The organism is Sutcliffiella horikoshii (assembly GCF_044809035.1).
GTDB classification, from domain to species: domain Bacteria; phylum Bacillota; class Bacilli; order Bacillales; family Bacillaceae_I; genus Sutcliffiella_A; species Sutcliffiella_A horikoshii_G.
This window is the reverse complement of the sequence record NZ_CP085237.1, coordinates 4,215,125-4,230,071: the sequence shown is the minus strand read 5'-3', so window position 1 is coordinate 4,230,071 and position 14,947 is coordinate 4,215,125. Positions and strand designations below refer to the sequence as shown.

The following is a 14,947-nucleotide window of genomic DNA, read 5'->3' as shown; positions in this document are numbered from 1 at the left end:
AAGCATAATAATTCATGATTCGGGACAATTATACAGGAATTACCTGAAAAAACAATATAAAAAAATGCCTGTCCCGCAACCAATTTATGGTCGGCGGGGCAAGCATATTTTCTACCATTCTTTCGGCTCGTAATTCAATTCGGAAAACAACTGGCGTTTCTCCTTTTTGCTAAGGTCGCGCCACTGTCCCATCGGCAGGTTTCCGAGTTCGATATTCATAATTCGCGTGCGTTGCAATCTCAATACCTCGTATCCAAGCTCCGCACACATGCGGCGGATTTGACGATTTAAACCTTGCGTAAGAATAATTCTGAAATCGAACTTCGACAGCTGTTCGACTTCACAAGGAAGTGTTTTGGTACCAAGGATCTTTACGCCTCCTGACATTTGCTTTACAAAGTCCGGAGTAATCGGCTTGTCGACAGATACAATATACTCTTTCTCGTGCTTGTTTTCCGGTCGCAAAATTTCATTGATGATGTCGCCGTCATTGGTCAGCAGGATCAGACCTTCTGATTCCTTATCAAGACGACCGATATGAGACAGGCGGAGAGGATGATTGACCAGATCGATGATATTTCCTTTCACCTGCTTTTCGGTGGTGGAAGTGATGCCAATCGGTTTATTCAAAGCGATATAAACATTGTCTCTGGCAATCCGGATCAGTTGCCCGTTGACCAATACCTCGTCACCGGGATTTACCTGACCGCCGATCTTCGCAACCTTGCCATTAATTTTCACTCTGCCTTCTTCAATCAGCTTATCGGCTCCACGCCTAGAGGCAACACCAGAGTCACTTATAAATTTATTGATTCTCATTCTAGTACACGTCCTTATATGAAAATGAACTCACCCTTATATAGGAAGAGTAGAGGAATAATGCTCTATATGTACCCTATCATACAATAAACAAAGTACCCCTTACAAATGGAGCAAAGACTCGTAGGAGCGTTGAGGTTCTGGGAGGTTGCTTTAATGCTTTAAAGGGGAGCGGGTCAGACCCCTTTTATGTAATTTCTACCAATGAAAATGAGAGAATCGTAGTATTTATCTGCAAATTTTCGACATTTTTTAAAACTAGGTATTTTTAATCATGAAAATATGTCTATCTTTGAAAAACATATATTGAAATATTAGAAGTTTAAGAATATAGTAAAGTTAGTAAGGGTTTTCACTTTACTATAAATTTATAATTTTGGGGGAATTACAAAATGAAAAAGGGATTAATTGCAACGATCATCACGGTGTTAACGACGATGATCTTCTTAGTAGGTTGCGGTTCGGACAACAACGGTAGCTCTGACACTGCATCTGGTGACGGTAGCGGTTCTGACATGATGGTCGGAATGGTAACGGACGCTGGTACAATTGATGATAAATCTTTTAACGAAGGAACTTGGAATGGGATTCTTCAAGCAAAAGAAGATTTCGGAATCAAAGAGAAATACTTAAAGCCGGCTGGTACTACTGAAGCTGACTACATGCAAGAAATTACAAACTTATATGATGCAGAATTTAAATTTATTGTTACTCCTGGATTTAAATTTGAAACAGCAGTTTTCCAAGCTCAAAGCCAATTTGAAGATGCAAAGTTCGTTCTTATCGATGGAGCTCCACACAATGGTGACTTCAATCCGGTAGTAGGCGAAAACACAGTATCTATCTTCTTCGCTGAGCACGAAGCTGGTTTCTTGGCTGGTGTTGCTACAGCTCTAGAATTAAAAGAAGGCGAAGCTGGATTTATCGGTGGTATGGAAATTCCTCCAGTTCAGAAGTTCAACTGGGGCTTCCAACAAGGAATCGCATATGCTAACGAAAACTTAGATACAAATGTAAGCATTAAAGAAGAAAACGTAGTGTACCAAGGTACATTTGATGATGTAGCTGCAGGTCAGCAAATTGCTGGAGCAATGTTCGACCGTGGTGTAAATGTTATTTTCGCAGCAGCGGGTGGAGTTGGCGTTGGGGCAATCAACGAAGCTAAAACTCGTGTTGAAGGCGGAGACGAAGTATGGATGGTTGGAGTAGACGTTGACCAGTACGAAGAAGGAAAAATGGACAATGGTGAATCTGTAGTCCTAACTTCTGCAATGAAGAAAATCGACACAGCTGCTGCTGATATGATCAAAGCAGAAATCGATGGAGAGTTCCCAGGTGGCGAAACTCTTACATTCGATGCGAAAAATGATGGTGTAGGACTTCCTGAAGAAAATCCAAACCTAAGTGAAGAAACAATTACTAAAGTAGATGAGATCTTTGAACTAATCAAATCCGGTGATGTGCCAGTATCTGCTGAGCAAGGCGATTTGATCAAGTAATACGTGCAGTACCTGGCGTAATCATCTAGAGCAAATTTGTTTGCTAGATTCAGATTGATAAAGAGAAGGCGGGGTGACCCGCCTTTTTTAATGCAAAAGTAAGAGGTTAGTTGTCTGTCCTCTTGGGATAAATAAACAATAAAGGGAGAATCACTCTATGGACTATGTAGTGGAGATGCTCAATATCCGGAAAGAATTTACTGGAATAGTTGCCAATGATGATATTACACTTCGTCTGAAGCAAGGGGAAATTCACGCCCTTCTTGGAGAAAATGGTGCCGGGAAATCAACACTGATGGCTATTTTGTTCGGTATGTATCAACCGGATAGAGGCGTTATAAAAATCAATGGCAAAGAGAAGAAGATTGCCAACCCCAATGTCGCGACAAAACTTGGTATCGGGATGGTTCACCAACACTTCAAACTGGTCAGTAACTTTACGGTAACAGAAAACATTATGCTTGGTTCTGAATTGCATAAAATGTATGTGCTTGATAAGAAAACGGCCAGCAAAAGAATTGAAGAATTGTCGAAAAAGTATGGCTTGAATGTGGATCCTCACGCCAAGATTGAAGACATTTCCGTCGGCATGCAACAGCGTGTGGAAATTCTGAAGATGCTATATCGTCAAGCTGACGTATTGATTTTGGACGAGCCTACTGCAGTCCTTACCCCTCAGGAAATAGTGGAACTAGGGAAGATTATGAAAAATCTGATCGCAGAAGGCAAATCTATTATCATCATCACCCACAAACTAAAAGAAATTAAGGCAATGGCAGACAGGTGTACGGTTATCAGAAGAGGAAAGACAATTGGCACGGTAAATGTGGCTGAAACAAGTAAAGAACAGATGGCCGAAATGATGGTCGGACGTGAAGTCAACTTTAAGGTCGAAAAAACAGAAGCGACTCCAAGCGACGTGGTATTGAAGATGGAGAATGTTTCAGTAAAGAAGGGCAAAGATGTGGTAGCCCTGAAAAACTTGTCTTTAGAACTGAAAAAAGGGGAAATCCTTGGAATCGCAGGGGTGGACGGGAACGGTCAGTCTGAAATTGTGGAAAGCATTACAGGCTTGAAGCAAGCAGATTCCGGGACTATTCTTTTTGAAGGAAAAGACATTACAAAAATGCCGGTTCGTTCTAGAATCGCAAGCGGAATCGCCCATATTCCGGAAGACCGTCATAAGCACGGACTTGTCTTGGATTATACGATTGAAGAAAATATGGTTTTAGAACTGTACCATAAAGAGCCGTACTCAAAGCGTGGCGTGCTCAATTTTGCTGCGATTAAAAAACATGCAGATAATATCATTAAAAGCTTTGATGTCCGTTCTGGTGAAGGCGGGAAATCCGTTGCCAGGTCCCTTTCAGGTGGTAACCAGCAAAAGGCGGTAATCGGACGGGAGATTGAATTGGATCCGACCCTTCTTATTGCAGTTCAGCCGACTCGCGGACTGGATGTTGGTTCGATCGAGTACATCCACAAAAGACTTGTGGAACAGCGAGACAAAGGGAAAGCGGTTTTGCTCGTTTCCTTGGAGTTAGATGAAGTATTAAATGTTTCTGATCGCATTGCTGTGGTGAATAATGGCCAACTAGTCGGAATCGTGAATGCAAAGGAAACAAACGAGAACGAACTTGGTCTGATGATGGCAGGCGTGATGAAGGGGGAAGAAGAATGAGAAATAGCATAATCTCGTTGCTTGCTGTCCTTTTCGGTTTAATTGCAGGTGCGATATTGATGGCAGTCACAGGAAACAATCCTGTTGAGGGATATAAATATTTATTTGAAGGCGGATTGAAAAACCTATCTAGGATAGGAAACACGCTCGCAACAGCGACGCCGCTTATTTTTACGGGATTATCAGTAGCTTTTGCCTTCCGTACCGGCTTGTTTAATATCGGAGCGGCAGGACAGATGCTCTTCGGTGGTTTCTGTGCAGTTGCTGTCGGACTGACGTTTGATTTGTCTCGACCGGTATTATTAGTAATGATGGTCGTGGCAGGTTTTATTGGAGGAGCACTTTGGGCCTTTATCCCTGGGCTTTTGAAGGCAAAGTTCAACGTACATGAAGTAGTTTCTACGATCATGATGAACTGGATTGCCTACTGGACAGTCTATTATGCGGTGCCTACTTATTTTAAAGGTGAGTTTTTGGAAACAGAATCTAAAAAACTACCAGAATCCGCATCTTTACGCACGCCAATTTTAACAGAAATGTTTGATGGGTCTTATATTAACCTTGGTTTATTTATAGCAGCAATTGCCGTAATCATCTTCTCCTTTATCATCAATAAAACCACGCTGGGGTATGAGTTGAAGGCTGTAGGATTTAACCGTGATTCAGCGGAATATGCAGGTATTGCGGTAAACAGAAGTATTGTTACTTCCATGGTAATTGCCGGTGGTTTAGCTGGTCTTGGTGGAGTGGCATTTTACGCAGGTAATGCAACAAGTATCCAAATAGGAATCCTACCTTCCCAAGGATTTGACGGTATTGCCGTGGCACTTCTTGGAGCAAATACTGGTATCGGAGTATTGTTAGCGGCTGTTTTCTTCGGCCTTTTGTATTCTGGTCGCGGATTTATGAATGCCATGACAGATATTCCACCAGAAATAGCGGATTCCATCATTGCAATCATCATCTATTTTGCTGCAACAAGTATTTTAATTGATCGAATGATTCGCTTCTTTATTAATAAGAAGAAAAATAAAAAACAACCAGCGATTGTTCAACAAACAACTGAGAAGAAGGAGGAGGTATAAGGTATGTGGACAGTGATTCAACAGATAGCGCCGTACGCAATTATCTTCACTATCCCTCTTTTGATCACAGCGTTAGGCGCTTTATTCAGTGAGCGAAGTGGAGTTGTTAACATTGGTTTAGAAGGATTAATGGTCATTGGGGCATTCACAGGGGCGCTTGTTATCCTAAAAATGCAGGAAATAATGCCTGGTCAACAAAAGGCAATCTGGATCGGTCTTGCGCTTGCAACCTTAATGGGATTATTGTTCTCGCTCCTTCATGCATTTGCAAGTATTAATCTACATGCCAATCAGATTATCAGTGGAACAGCTATCAATATGATTGCTGCAGCTATCACGGTGTTCTTGGCACGTAATATTACAGGCAGCGGAAACATCCAAATCAGTACATTAAAGCCTTTCAATATTCCATTTTTATCAGATATCCCTGTGATTGGCAGCTTGCTGTTCACTAGGACCTATGCTACGACTTGGCTTGTTCTTGCCATCTTGCTTTTAAGTGCATTCATGCTTTATAAAACACCTTTCGGATTACGCCTGCGCTCATGCGGTGAGCATCCACATGCAGCAGAAGCAGCGGGAATCAGCGTAAGCAAAATGCGTTATATCGGTGTTATGATCTCGGGAGCTTTCTCTGGTCTTGGCGGAGCGGTGTTCATCGTAACAACCGGTGGAGAATTCAACGGTACCGTTGCAGGACTGGGCTTCTTGGCACTTGCTTCCTTGATCTTCGGACAATGGAAACCACTTGGAATCCTGGCGGCAACTCTATTTTTCGGATTTGCCACTACAGTTGCAAACGTTTCACAGGTAATTCCTTCTTTGGCTGTCATTCCGCCAGTATTTTTGAAGGTATTCCCGTACGTTGTAACGTTAATCGCGTTAATCGTGTTCTCTAAATCCTCTCAAGCACCAAAAGCGGTGGGAGAACCATTTGACTCTGGTAAGCGATAAGGTAGATAGTAGTTTACTAACACGCTCTCTTTTATGGGGGGCGTGTTTTCTATTTATCCAGTTCTTTTACGCAAGGTTCAGCTATATAATAGGCGTAAAGTCATTGAAATAAAATTACAAAAAGAGGATTGATATATGAATTATTATTTTATATTATAAATAGTAAGAATTATCAAAATTATGTACAAATTTAAATGGGTCATTGGGTATTAAACGTAAAGCAGTGGAGGCGTCCAAACGGCATGTATAAAAATTATATTGATAGCTTAATAGAAAACAAGGAGTTGCCGGGAGCGGTTCTTTATGTGAGCAAGAAGAGGCAACTTCAGTGTTACAAAGCCGCCGGTAGCTTTATAGGAGCGGATGGGCAGAACTATCCCATAACGGAATCTACTTTATTTGATGTTGCCTCCCTGACCAAAGTGGTGGCAACTCTTCCTGCAAGTCTATTGTTGGTGAGTAAAGGAGACTTGCATCTTGAAAAGCAAGTGAAACATTATTTGCCTGAATTCAGACATGAAAAAGTGAGAGTGGAGGACCTGCTCACTCACCGTTCAGGGTTGCCGCCAGACCTTCCGTATGTGGCAAGGGATGGGCAAAGGGATGTGATGGATGTAATTTATCGGACGGAGCTTAGGCAGGATCCGGGAATATCGGTCGCTTATAGTGATCTGGGAATGATTATTTTAGGGAAAATCATAGAGAAAACTACCGGTCAGTCGCTGGATATCTTTACGAAGGAACAGATTTTCACACCTTGGGGATTACATAATACAAGGTTTAATCTACCACTGGATATGAAAGCGTTTTCTGCATCTACAGAAAAGTTCGGGACGTCTTTCATTCAAGGAAAAGTCCATGATGAGAAAGCCTTACACCTGGGAGGAGTGAGCGGCAGTGCCGGGTTATTTTCCACTGCCAAAGATATCGAAAGGTTCGCTGCGCACTTTTTATATCCAGAGGAACAGGATGTTATCCCACCAGACTTGATGCGAATGGCTACTCACCATAAGCAAAATAATCGGGGACTGGGATTTGAAGTATGGAATGGGGAAGGAGATCCGTTGTCCTGCGGGCAAAGCTGGCCTATAGGCTCATTCGGCCATACAGGGTTCACCGGCACCAGTGTCTGGGTCGACCCAGAGAATGAACTGATCGTTGCATTCCTTACCAATGCCGTTCATTACGGCAGGTCGACCAACATACGAACCATCAGAAAAACATTGCACTCAATGATACACTCCTCCATCCAAGGGGAGACATCATAAATAGAATAGTCTCTTTTATTTCATGGCGTTTCTAGCTGGTGATTGGAGCGAAAGGCTGAGACTCCGGCGGGAGGTAGCGCTAGGTGGAGACCCCTGAAGCGTTGTGAGGAGGCTCCAGCAGCGCCCCGCGGAAAGCGAAGCCTAGCGCGGAAATCACCAGCGGTGTTTTACAGATTCACATTTTAAAAACAAGGGGGATTTACGGTGAAGGGTATAGGGAGAATTTGGTTATTAGGCTTAACGGCACTAATGCTAGTGGTTTCATCAGCATGCTCCAACGAATCTGGAGGATCAAACAACGACAACAAGGACGGAGACAGTGTCACACTGACCATCGGAAGCTGGAGAACAGAGGATTCATCCAACTACCAAAAAGTGATTGAGGCATTCAACGAAAAGCACCCAGAAATTAAAGTGGAATTCAAACCGTCAAAAAATACGGAGTATAACACGATTCTAAACACTTCCCTGCAAGCAGGAGAAGGCCCAGACATCATACACCTGCGTCCATATGCACCAGGACTTGAGTTGGCAAAAGCGGGCTATGTGGAGCCAATCGATGGCTTAAACGGATTGGATATCTTCCCGGATGAAACATTACAGGCATCTAGAGGAGAAGACGGCAAACAATATGGTGTTCCTTTGAACTTAAGTACGACACAAGTATTTTACAATAAAGCTATTTTCAAAGAGCATGAACTTGAAGAGCCGAAAACGTGGGATGAGTTTATGGAAATCAATAAAAAGCTGAAAGATGAAGGAGTTACGCCTCTAGCATTTGGAACGAAAGAAGGCTGGTTGTTATCACTGGCACACGGAATCTTCGGTCCTGCGCATTGGGGTGGAAATGAATTCGTAGAGAAGATCTCAAAGGGAGAAACAGATTTCACAAGCCCTGAGTTCGTAAAATCCATTGAAATAATGGAAGAGCTGAAAGCATACTTCCCTAACAACTCAGAAGGACTTGGCATGGAAGACATCCGTACACTTTTCTTCACAGGGCAGGCGGCGATGTTCCCGTTAGGCAGCTGGGAGATTGAAGTATTAAGGGAGATGAATCCTGATTTAGAACTTGGTTTCTTCCCAATGCCTTCAGCGGTTGGTGGCGAGCCTACACTGACAACTTGGGTGGATGGATCCTTTGGAATCAATGCTAACTCCGAGCATAAAGAAGAAGCAAAGAAATTCCTGGAATTCCTGACAACCGAAGAGTTTGGTGAACTGTTCACGACAAACTTCAAGATGATCAGTGCCATTCCGGGCGTCCAATCCGACAATGAATTAGTGAATGAGCTTAGCAAAGCAGTAAGTGACTATTCCACACCATATATGATGCTTGTTTACTTTGCCGGTGGTAATCCATCCTCCAAAGTAACCATTGAAACAGAACTGCAAGGTATGTATATCGGGGAACAGGACGTAGACGGCGTCGTCCAAACACTACAAGAAAACACAGAAGCATGGTTTGAGCCGTTTCAATAAATAGTATAGTTTTCAAGCTGTTGATTGGAGCAAAAGGCGAAGACTCCTGCGGGGGAGAAGCGACATTGTTGAAACCCGCAAGCTTTGTGAGGAGGCTCAAGGTCGCCCCGCGGAAAGCGAAGCCATTTGGGGAAATCAACAGCGGTGTACAAGCAAAATAGCACAATAATAAGTAAGGTGGCGGAGAATATGCAAATCGAAACCAATACACCCATTGTCAAACAAAAGAAAACGAGAAACTGGAAAAGATGGGCCATCCATCTTTTCCCTATTCCCGCCCTGCTTATCTTCAGCATTTTCATCGTCTATCCACTAGTAGCAGCCTTATCCTATAGCTTTTATGACTGGAACGGCATCACAAGAGGGGCGTTTGTAGGGCTGGCAAACTTCATTGACCTCTTCACCTTGCAACCATTCAGTGACATGTTCTGGAATGCAGCCAAAAACAATGTAGTATATTTTGTCGTGCAGATGGTGGTGCAAAACGGAATTGCTTTTGTACTGGCATTTATTATCTACAAGAGAATCAAAGGATCGGAATTTTTAAAGATTGCTTATTTCCTTCCGCGATTATTGTCTGTTATTGTCGTAGGTTTCCTATGGAAGCTGATATTGAACCCTAACTTTGGTGCACTGAACGTGATCTTAGGTGAGTTTGGTATGGAATCCCTGCAAAAAGCTTGGCTTGGGGACCCTAAAACGGCACTGATGGCTATCATCCTGGTCAATTGCTGGTTTGGTATTGGTTTTGCGATGTTGATATTTTTGGCAGGACTTCAATCCATTCCGAAAGAGTTGATAGAAGCGGCAAAATTGGATGGTGCGAATGGGGCAAAGGTAATCACCAAAATTATTCTCCCATTGATGGTTCCTTCTATCATGATCATGACCGTATTAACCTTCATTCAATCTTTTGAGGCATTCGAACTTGTCTATGCCATGCAAGGGTCGCAGGGGGAGCCTTATTACTCCACAGACTTGTTGGCAGTATTCTTTTACCGTCTAGCATTCGGTGGTTCAGCAGCAGGAGACTCAACGGCAGTAGGACTGGGTTCTGCACTTGCCGTCGTGCTTTTCCTGTTCATCGCAACATGTACCGCTCTATTACTTAAATTCATGCAAAAAAAACAAGTGGAAATGTAGGTGGAAAAGGTGAAACAAACATTATGGACTAGACCAATTTACTATATTATTGCCTTTGCATTCGCCACGATCAGCTTGTATCCCATCTTGTTAATGGTTTTGTCATCCTTTAAGCCGAGTGCTGAGATTTTCATGAACCCTCTTTCTTTTCCAAAGAGCTTCAGCTTCGATACGTATAGAAGGTTGCTAGAAGAAGTGCCGTTTGGAACCTACTTTTTCAATAGTGTGTTTGTCAGTGTCGTATCTGTGCTTCTCATCCTTGTCACCACATCTTTGGCGGCATTCTATATTGCCAGATATACGTTTTGGTGGAATAATATCTTATTTTTCTTTTTCCTGATGGGGATGATGATTCCCATCAAACTTGGGATTGTGCCCTTATTTATTTTGATGAAAGATCTTGGCTTGTTAAATTCGCTTTGGTCCCTCATTTTTATGTACACAGCAGGAGGGATTCCATTATCCATCCTCATATTGACCGGTTTCTTCCGGACGATGCCAGTGGAGTTGGAGGAAGCGGCAAGAATGGATGGGGCAAGCGACCTCAGAATATTGTGGAGCGTATTGATTCCTCTGATTAGACCAGCATTGGGAACTGTGATGATCATCAATTTCATCTCATCATGGAACGATTTCTTTTTCCCGTTAATCTTTATTACCGATGAAATGAAAAAGACAATCCCTGTTGGCATGCTTTCCCTGTTTGGGGAATATTCCGCGGACTGGGGGACGCTTTTTGCAGGATTGACCCTATCCTCCCTTCCGATGATCATCTTATTCTTTGTTGCCTCTAAACAATTCATGGATGGGCTGACAGCAGGGGCAGTGAAATAGCCTATCTGACTGGTGGTTTGTTCCTCTTTTTAACAGGGTACGTAAAAAAGGTATGTCCTTTTTTTACATATCTAATTTAAGGAGTGGAGCGGCGAATTGAGTAAAAAAGTGAACGAGCAGAGCAAACATGACCAATTAGATCAGTATCGGGTGGACGATGAAGGCAAGACGATGACCACCAATCAAGGGGTTAAAGTCTCAGAGGATGAGTTTTCCTTAAAAGCCGGTGAACGTGGACCGACCTTGATGGAGGATTTCCACTTCAGAGAAAAAATGACACACTTTGACCATGAGCGCATCCCTGAAAGAATTGTCCATGCTAGGGGATTTGCGGCACATGGGGAGTTTGAATTATATGAGTCGATGGAAAAATATACGAAAGCGAAGTTTCTCCAGGATCCTTCCGTGAAAACGCCTGTATTTGTACGTTTTTCAACCGTTGCAGGGTCAAAGGGTTCTGCAGAAACGGTCCGGGATGCACGTGGATTTGCAACAAAATTTTATACAGAAGAGGGAAACTATGACCTTGTAGGAAACAATATTCCAGTATTTTTCATTCAAGATGCGATGAAGTTCCCTGACCTCGTTCATGCCGTAAAGCCTGAACCCCACAATGAGATGCCGCAAGCAGCTTCCGCCCATGATACGTTTTGGGATTTTGTCGCCAACAACCAGGAGGCGGCACATATGGTGATGTGGGCGATGTCAGACCGCGCTATCCCTAGAAGTCTCCGTATGATGGAAGGCTTTGGCGTCCATACGTTCCGATTTGTGAACGCAGAAGGCAAAGCCCATTTTGTGAAATTCCACTGGAAGCCTGTGCTTGGCACCCATTCCCTTGTCTGGGACGAAGCGCAGAAAATTAACGGAAAAGATCCTGATTTTCATCGTCGCGATCTATGGGAATCGATTGAAAATGGAGACTACCCGGAGTACGAGTTTGGTGTCCAACTTTTAGCAGAAGAGGATGAGTTCCAATTCGATTTTGACATTCTAGATCCGACTAAGCTTTGGCCGGAAGAAGATGTTCCGGTAAAGATTATCGGGAAACTAACCTTGAATCGCAATGTTGATAATGTATTTGCCGAAACGGAACAGGTGGCATTTCATCCTGGGCATGTCGTACCCGGCATAGATTTTTCCAATGATCCCTTATTGCAGGGACGCCTTTTTTCCTATACAGATACCCAGCTTATCCGTTTAGGTGGACCGAATTTCCACGAGCTGCCGATCAACAGACCGGTTTGTCCGTTCCATAATAACCAGCGTGATGGTTACGGTCGCCATACGATTAATAAGGGACCCGTAAGCTACCATAAGAATTCGTTAGCATCTAACACCCCTAGACCCGCAAGTGAAGCAGAGGGTGGTTACGTGCACTATCAGGAGAAGGTGGACGGCAGGAAGGTGAGAGCAAGAAGCGACAGTTTCAAAGACCATTTCTCCCAGGCGACTATGTTCTGGAACAGCATGAGCATGCCGGAGCAAGATCATATCAAACAAGCGTTCAGCTTTGAGCTTGGAAAAGTAAAGAGTGAAGACGTGAGACAGCAGGTGGTCGACATGTTTGCCAATGTCAGCAAGGAGCTTGCACAAGAAGTGGCAGAGGCAATTGATGCTAATCCTCCAAAAGCGGCAGGTTCTTCTGTTACAAAATCTTCCCCTGCACTCAGTCAGGAAAATACAGTGAAAAAGCCTGCAACAAGAAAAGTGGGGGTTATCCTTTCTAATGACTTTCATGGCAAGGAAGTTGCATCTGTTCTTGAATCTTTGAAATCAGAAGGCATGCAGCCGGAACTTATCAGTGCGAAGCTTGGGAAGGTGACCGGTAGTGGCGGTGTCGAGCTTGAGGTGGACCATACGTTCTTGACGTGTGATTCTGTCCTGTTTGATGCGTTGTATCTAGTTGGCGGCAAGGACGTCGACAAGAAATTTGACCGTGAAACCACGTATTTTGTGGAGGAAGCATTCGATCATTTTAAACCGATCGGCGCCACTCATGATGGCAAACAATGGCTGGAGAAACTAGAGATTTCCGGTGCACCGGGTGTGGTAAGCGGGGATGAGACAGATCAGTTTGTGACAGGTTTTGTGGACGCCGTTGCAGCGCACCGACATTGGAATAGAGAAGAAATCTAATATAGGACACAATAGGGTAAAAGCGGCCTTCGTTAGAAATGGGGGCTGCTTTTTAGCTGTTATAGAAGACTATACTTGTTTCTCCCCGCATTCCCCAGTCCCCCACTTACATAACGATTTCATGGTCGGCTGGAGCGTGAGTGCTTCTTCTGTCAGTTCATATTCCATATGCAACACCTTGCCGGGATATTCTGTTCGGTTGACCATGCCTAATTGCTCAAGCTCTCGAAGCTGATCGGTCAGCACTTTTCGGTTAATTTCTGGAATTTCTCTTTCCAACTCGGAAAAGCGTTTAGGACCATCTTCAAGGGCACAATAAACTTGCGGACGCCATTTGCCACCGATGACATTTAGCGCACGGTTGACCGGGAATTCTGTCGGTTCCACTGTTAACAATCCTTTCTTTTTCAAGTCAGTTACCTTAAAGTGCGTACTTTTTTATTTAAGCATTATATTTTACCCTAACATTATAAGCAAATTATATTAATTGAGGAGGATGTAATTTTGAGATATCCAAGAACATTTTCACATATAGGTTTATCCGTTCCTAACTTGGAACAAGCAGTAAAGTTTTATACAGAGGTGATGGGCTGGTATGTCATCATGGAACCGGCAGAAGTGGTCGAGGATGACTCAGCCATTGGTGTGATGTGCACCGATGTCTTTGGAAAAGGGTGGGGGGAGTTCCGCATCGCGCATCTTTCTACCGGAGATAAAATTGGGATAGAGCTGTTCGAGTTCCCGGAAAATGAAAAACCTGAAAACAATTTTGAATACTGGAAGACAGGCATTTTCCATTACTGTGTGCAAGACCCTGATGTAGAAGGGCTCGTAGAGAAAATTGTTGAGTATGGTGGTAAGCAGCGCATGCCGATCCGTGAATACTATCCTGGTGAAAAACCATATCGCATGGTCTACTGCGAAGATCCATTCGGTAACTTAGTTGAAATCTACTCGCATTCATACGAGCTTACCTATTCAGACGGTGCTTATTAATTTCTTGGAGGGGAAACGTTATGAAAGCATGGTTATTAAAAGAAGCAGGAAGTCTGGATCACATCGAATGGGGAGAGATTGTGGATCCGAAAGAAGGTAACGGGGAGCTATTAGTCAAAGTAAGAGCAGTTGCCTTGAATCCTGTCGATTATAAAGTGGCAACAAACGGAAACCCAGCATGGAACTATCCCCATATTGTCGGGGTGGACCTTGCCGGCGAAGTAGTTTCCGTTGGAGAAGGGGTAAGCGGCTTTAAAGTTGGCGACCGTGTTGCAGTTCACACAAGCTTAGCCAAAAAAGGTGCATTTGCAGAGCTTGCGATCGTGGATGCACGAGCAGCGGGACGTATTCCTGATGAAGTTTCTTTTGAAGATGAGGCAGCTATTTTATGTGCGGGAATGACAGCCTATGAAGCAGTCGTTCAAAAATTAAATACAACGCATAAAAAGAACATCCTTATTCATGCAGGCGCCGGTGGTGTTGGTGGTTTTGCCATTCAATTGGCTAAAATGGGGGGGCTAAAAGTGTTCACCACTGCTTCCACATCCAATCATGAGTGGGTAAAGGAACTTGGAGCGGATGTTGCGATTGACTATAAAGAAGAAAATGTGACAGAACGCATCATGGAAGAAACAAACGGTCGTGGAGCAGATTTAATCTTAAATACTGTCGGTCGTGATGTGGCAACAGCAGATTTAGAACGACTCGCATTCTCAGGCCATCTGGCGTACATTGCAGGCGCTCCTGACCTTTCTGGTGTCAAGCCCCTTCTCCTTATCTCCATCGATCCATGAGGTGGCTCTGGGAGCGGCACACGCGAGCGGAGATGATCAAGCAGTCAGCAACCTGGCTTTCATGGCAGAAGAGCTAATGGATATGGTAAATGAAGGTCGTCTGGAATCCCTTGTATCGAAAGTTCTCCCACGGGAAGAGTTAGTGGAAGGCCTGAAGGAGCTGCAAGGAAGACATGTTAGAGGGAAGATTATTGTGAAGATGTAGGATAGATGTAGTCGGGAGATATTCCCGGCTTTTTTTTTGTACTCAATT

12 protein-coding genes and 1 pseudogene are annotated in these 14,947 nt (G+C 43.7%); 11 read left to right on the top strand and 2 right to left on the bottom strand.

Annotated features, from left to right (window positions below; genetic code table 11):
* Nucleotides 1-111 precede the first annotated feature (111 nt).
* Nucleotides 112-819 carry a 23S rRNA pseudouridine(2604) synthase RluF gene (gene rluF, locus LG307_RS21570; RefSeq protein WP_404446459.1) on the bottom strand — a complete coding sequence of 236 codons (708 nt, stop codon included), beginning with the start codon at nucleotides 817-819 and terminating at the stop codon, nucleotides 112-114.
* Between the two features lie 392 nt (nucleotides 820-1,211).
* Between rluF and LG307_RS21565 the strand changes: the two genes are divergently transcribed.
* The 9 genes from LG307_RS21565 (at nucleotide 1,212) to LG307_RS21525 (ending at nucleotide 12,904) form a co-directional block, all read left to right on the top strand.
* A complete protein-coding gene (locus tag LG307_RS21565; RefSeq protein WP_404446456.1) occupies nucleotides 1,212-2,318 on the top strand; it encodes a BMP family protein in 1,107 nt (368 codons plus the stop codon).
* A 157-nt stretch (nucleotides 2,319-2,475) separates the two neighbouring features.
* Nucleotides 2,476-3,999 carry an ABC transporter ATP-binding protein gene (locus tag LG307_RS21560; RefSeq protein WP_404446453.1) on the top strand — a complete coding sequence of 508 codons (1,524 nt, stop codon included), beginning with the start codon at nucleotides 2,476-2,478 and terminating at the stop codon, nucleotides 3,997-3,999.
* Nucleotides 3,996-5,084, top strand: coding sequence for an ABC transporter permease (locus tag LG307_RS21555; protein WP_404446451.1), 1,089 nt, complete (start codon nucleotides 3,996-3,998; stop codon nucleotides 5,082-5,084). The genes LG307_RS21560 and LG307_RS21555 overlap by 4 nt, the downstream gene beginning before the upstream one ends.
* A gap of 3 nt (nucleotides 5,085-5,087) precedes the next feature.
* Complete coding sequence (locus LG307_RS21550; protein ID WP_404446448.1) at nucleotides 5,088-6,038, top strand: ABC transporter permease; 951 nt, start codon at nucleotides 5,088-5,090, stop codon at nucleotides 6,036-6,038.
* A gap of 242 nt (nucleotides 6,039-6,280) precedes the next feature.
* Nucleotides 6,281-7,306 carry a serine hydrolase domain-containing protein gene (locus LG307_RS21545; RefSeq protein WP_404446447.1) on the top strand — a complete coding sequence of 342 codons (1,026 nt, stop codon included), beginning with the start codon at nucleotides 6,281-6,283 and terminating at the stop codon, nucleotides 7,304-7,306.
* A gap of 204 nt (nucleotides 7,307-7,510) precedes the next feature.
* Nucleotides 7,511-8,788: an ABC transporter substrate-binding protein gene (locus LG307_RS21540; protein WP_404446444.1), complete on the top strand. Its 1,278-nt coding sequence runs from the start codon at nucleotides 7,511-7,513 to the stop codon at nucleotides 8,786-8,788.
* 189 nt (nucleotides 8,789-8,977) lie between these two features.
* Nucleotides 8,978-9,931, top strand: coding sequence for a carbohydrate ABC transporter permease (locus tag LG307_RS21535; RefSeq protein WP_404446441.1), 954 nt, complete (start codon nucleotides 8,978-8,980; stop codon nucleotides 9,929-9,931).
* A gap of 9 nt (nucleotides 9,932-9,940) precedes the next feature.
* Nucleotides 9,941-10,765 (top strand): carbohydrate ABC transporter permease, encoded by an 825-nt coding sequence (locus LG307_RS21530; RefSeq protein ID WP_404446438.1) that lies wholly within the window; start codon nucleotides 9,941-9,943, stop codon nucleotides 10,763-10,765.
* Nucleotides 10,766-10,861: 96 nt separating this feature from the next.
* On the top strand, nucleotides 10,862-12,904 hold the full coding sequence (locus LG307_RS21525; RefSeq protein WP_404446435.1) for a catalase: 2,043 nt from the start codon (nucleotides 10,862-10,864) through the stop codon (nucleotides 12,902-12,904).
* Nucleotides 12,905-12,973: 69 nt separating this feature from the next.
* Here the strand turns inward: LG307_RS21525 and LG307_RS21520 are convergent, their stop codons facing one another.
* Nucleotides 12,974-13,315 (bottom strand): winged helix-turn-helix transcriptional regulator, encoded by a 342-nt coding sequence (locus LG307_RS21520; RefSeq protein WP_404446432.1) that lies wholly within the window; start codon nucleotides 13,313-13,315, stop codon nucleotides 12,974-12,976.
* 93 nt (nucleotides 13,316-13,408) lie between these two features.
* Between LG307_RS21520 and LG307_RS21515 the strand changes: the two genes are divergently transcribed.
* Together LG307_RS21515 and LG307_RS21510 are read left to right on the top strand one after the other, a co-directional pair.
* Entirely contained in the window at nucleotides 13,409-13,900 is a 492-nt protein-coding gene (locus tag LG307_RS21515; RefSeq protein ID WP_404446430.1) for a lactoylglutathione lyase family protein, read from the top strand.
* 20 nt (nucleotides 13,901-13,920) lie between these two features.
* Nucleotides 13,921-14,899: pseudogene (locus LG307_RS21510) on the top strand (zinc-binding dehydrogenase).
* The last annotated feature ends 48 nt before the right edge of the window (nucleotides 14,900-14,947 follow it).

Excerpts from the sequence above, each read along its gene's own strand:
- rluF (WP_404446459.1), bottom strand. The coding sequence starts at position 819 with ATGAGAATCAATAAATTTATAAGTGACTCTGGTGTTGCCTCTAGGCGT.
- LG307_RS21565 (WP_404446456.1), top strand. The coding sequence starts at position 1,212 with ATGAAAAAGGGATTAATTGCAACGATCATCACGGTGTTAACGACGATG.
- LG307_RS21560 (WP_404446453.1), top strand. The coding sequence starts at position 2,476 with ATGGACTATGTAGTGGAGATGCTCAATATCCGGAAAGAATTTACTGGA.
- LG307_RS21555 (WP_404446451.1), top strand. The coding sequence starts at position 3,996 with ATGAGAAATAGCATAATCTCGTTGCTTGCTGTCCTTTTCGGTTTAATT.
- LG307_RS21550 (WP_404446448.1), top strand. The coding sequence starts at position 5,088 with ATGTGGACAGTGATTCAACAGATAGCGCCGTACGCAATTATCTTCACT.
- LG307_RS21545 (WP_404446447.1), top strand. The coding sequence starts at position 6,281 with ATGTATAAAAATTATATTGATAGCTTAATAGAAAACAAGGAGTTGCCG.
- LG307_RS21535 (WP_404446441.1), top strand. The coding sequence starts at position 8,978 with ATGCAAATCGAAACCAATACACCCATTGTCAAACAAAAGAAAACGAGA.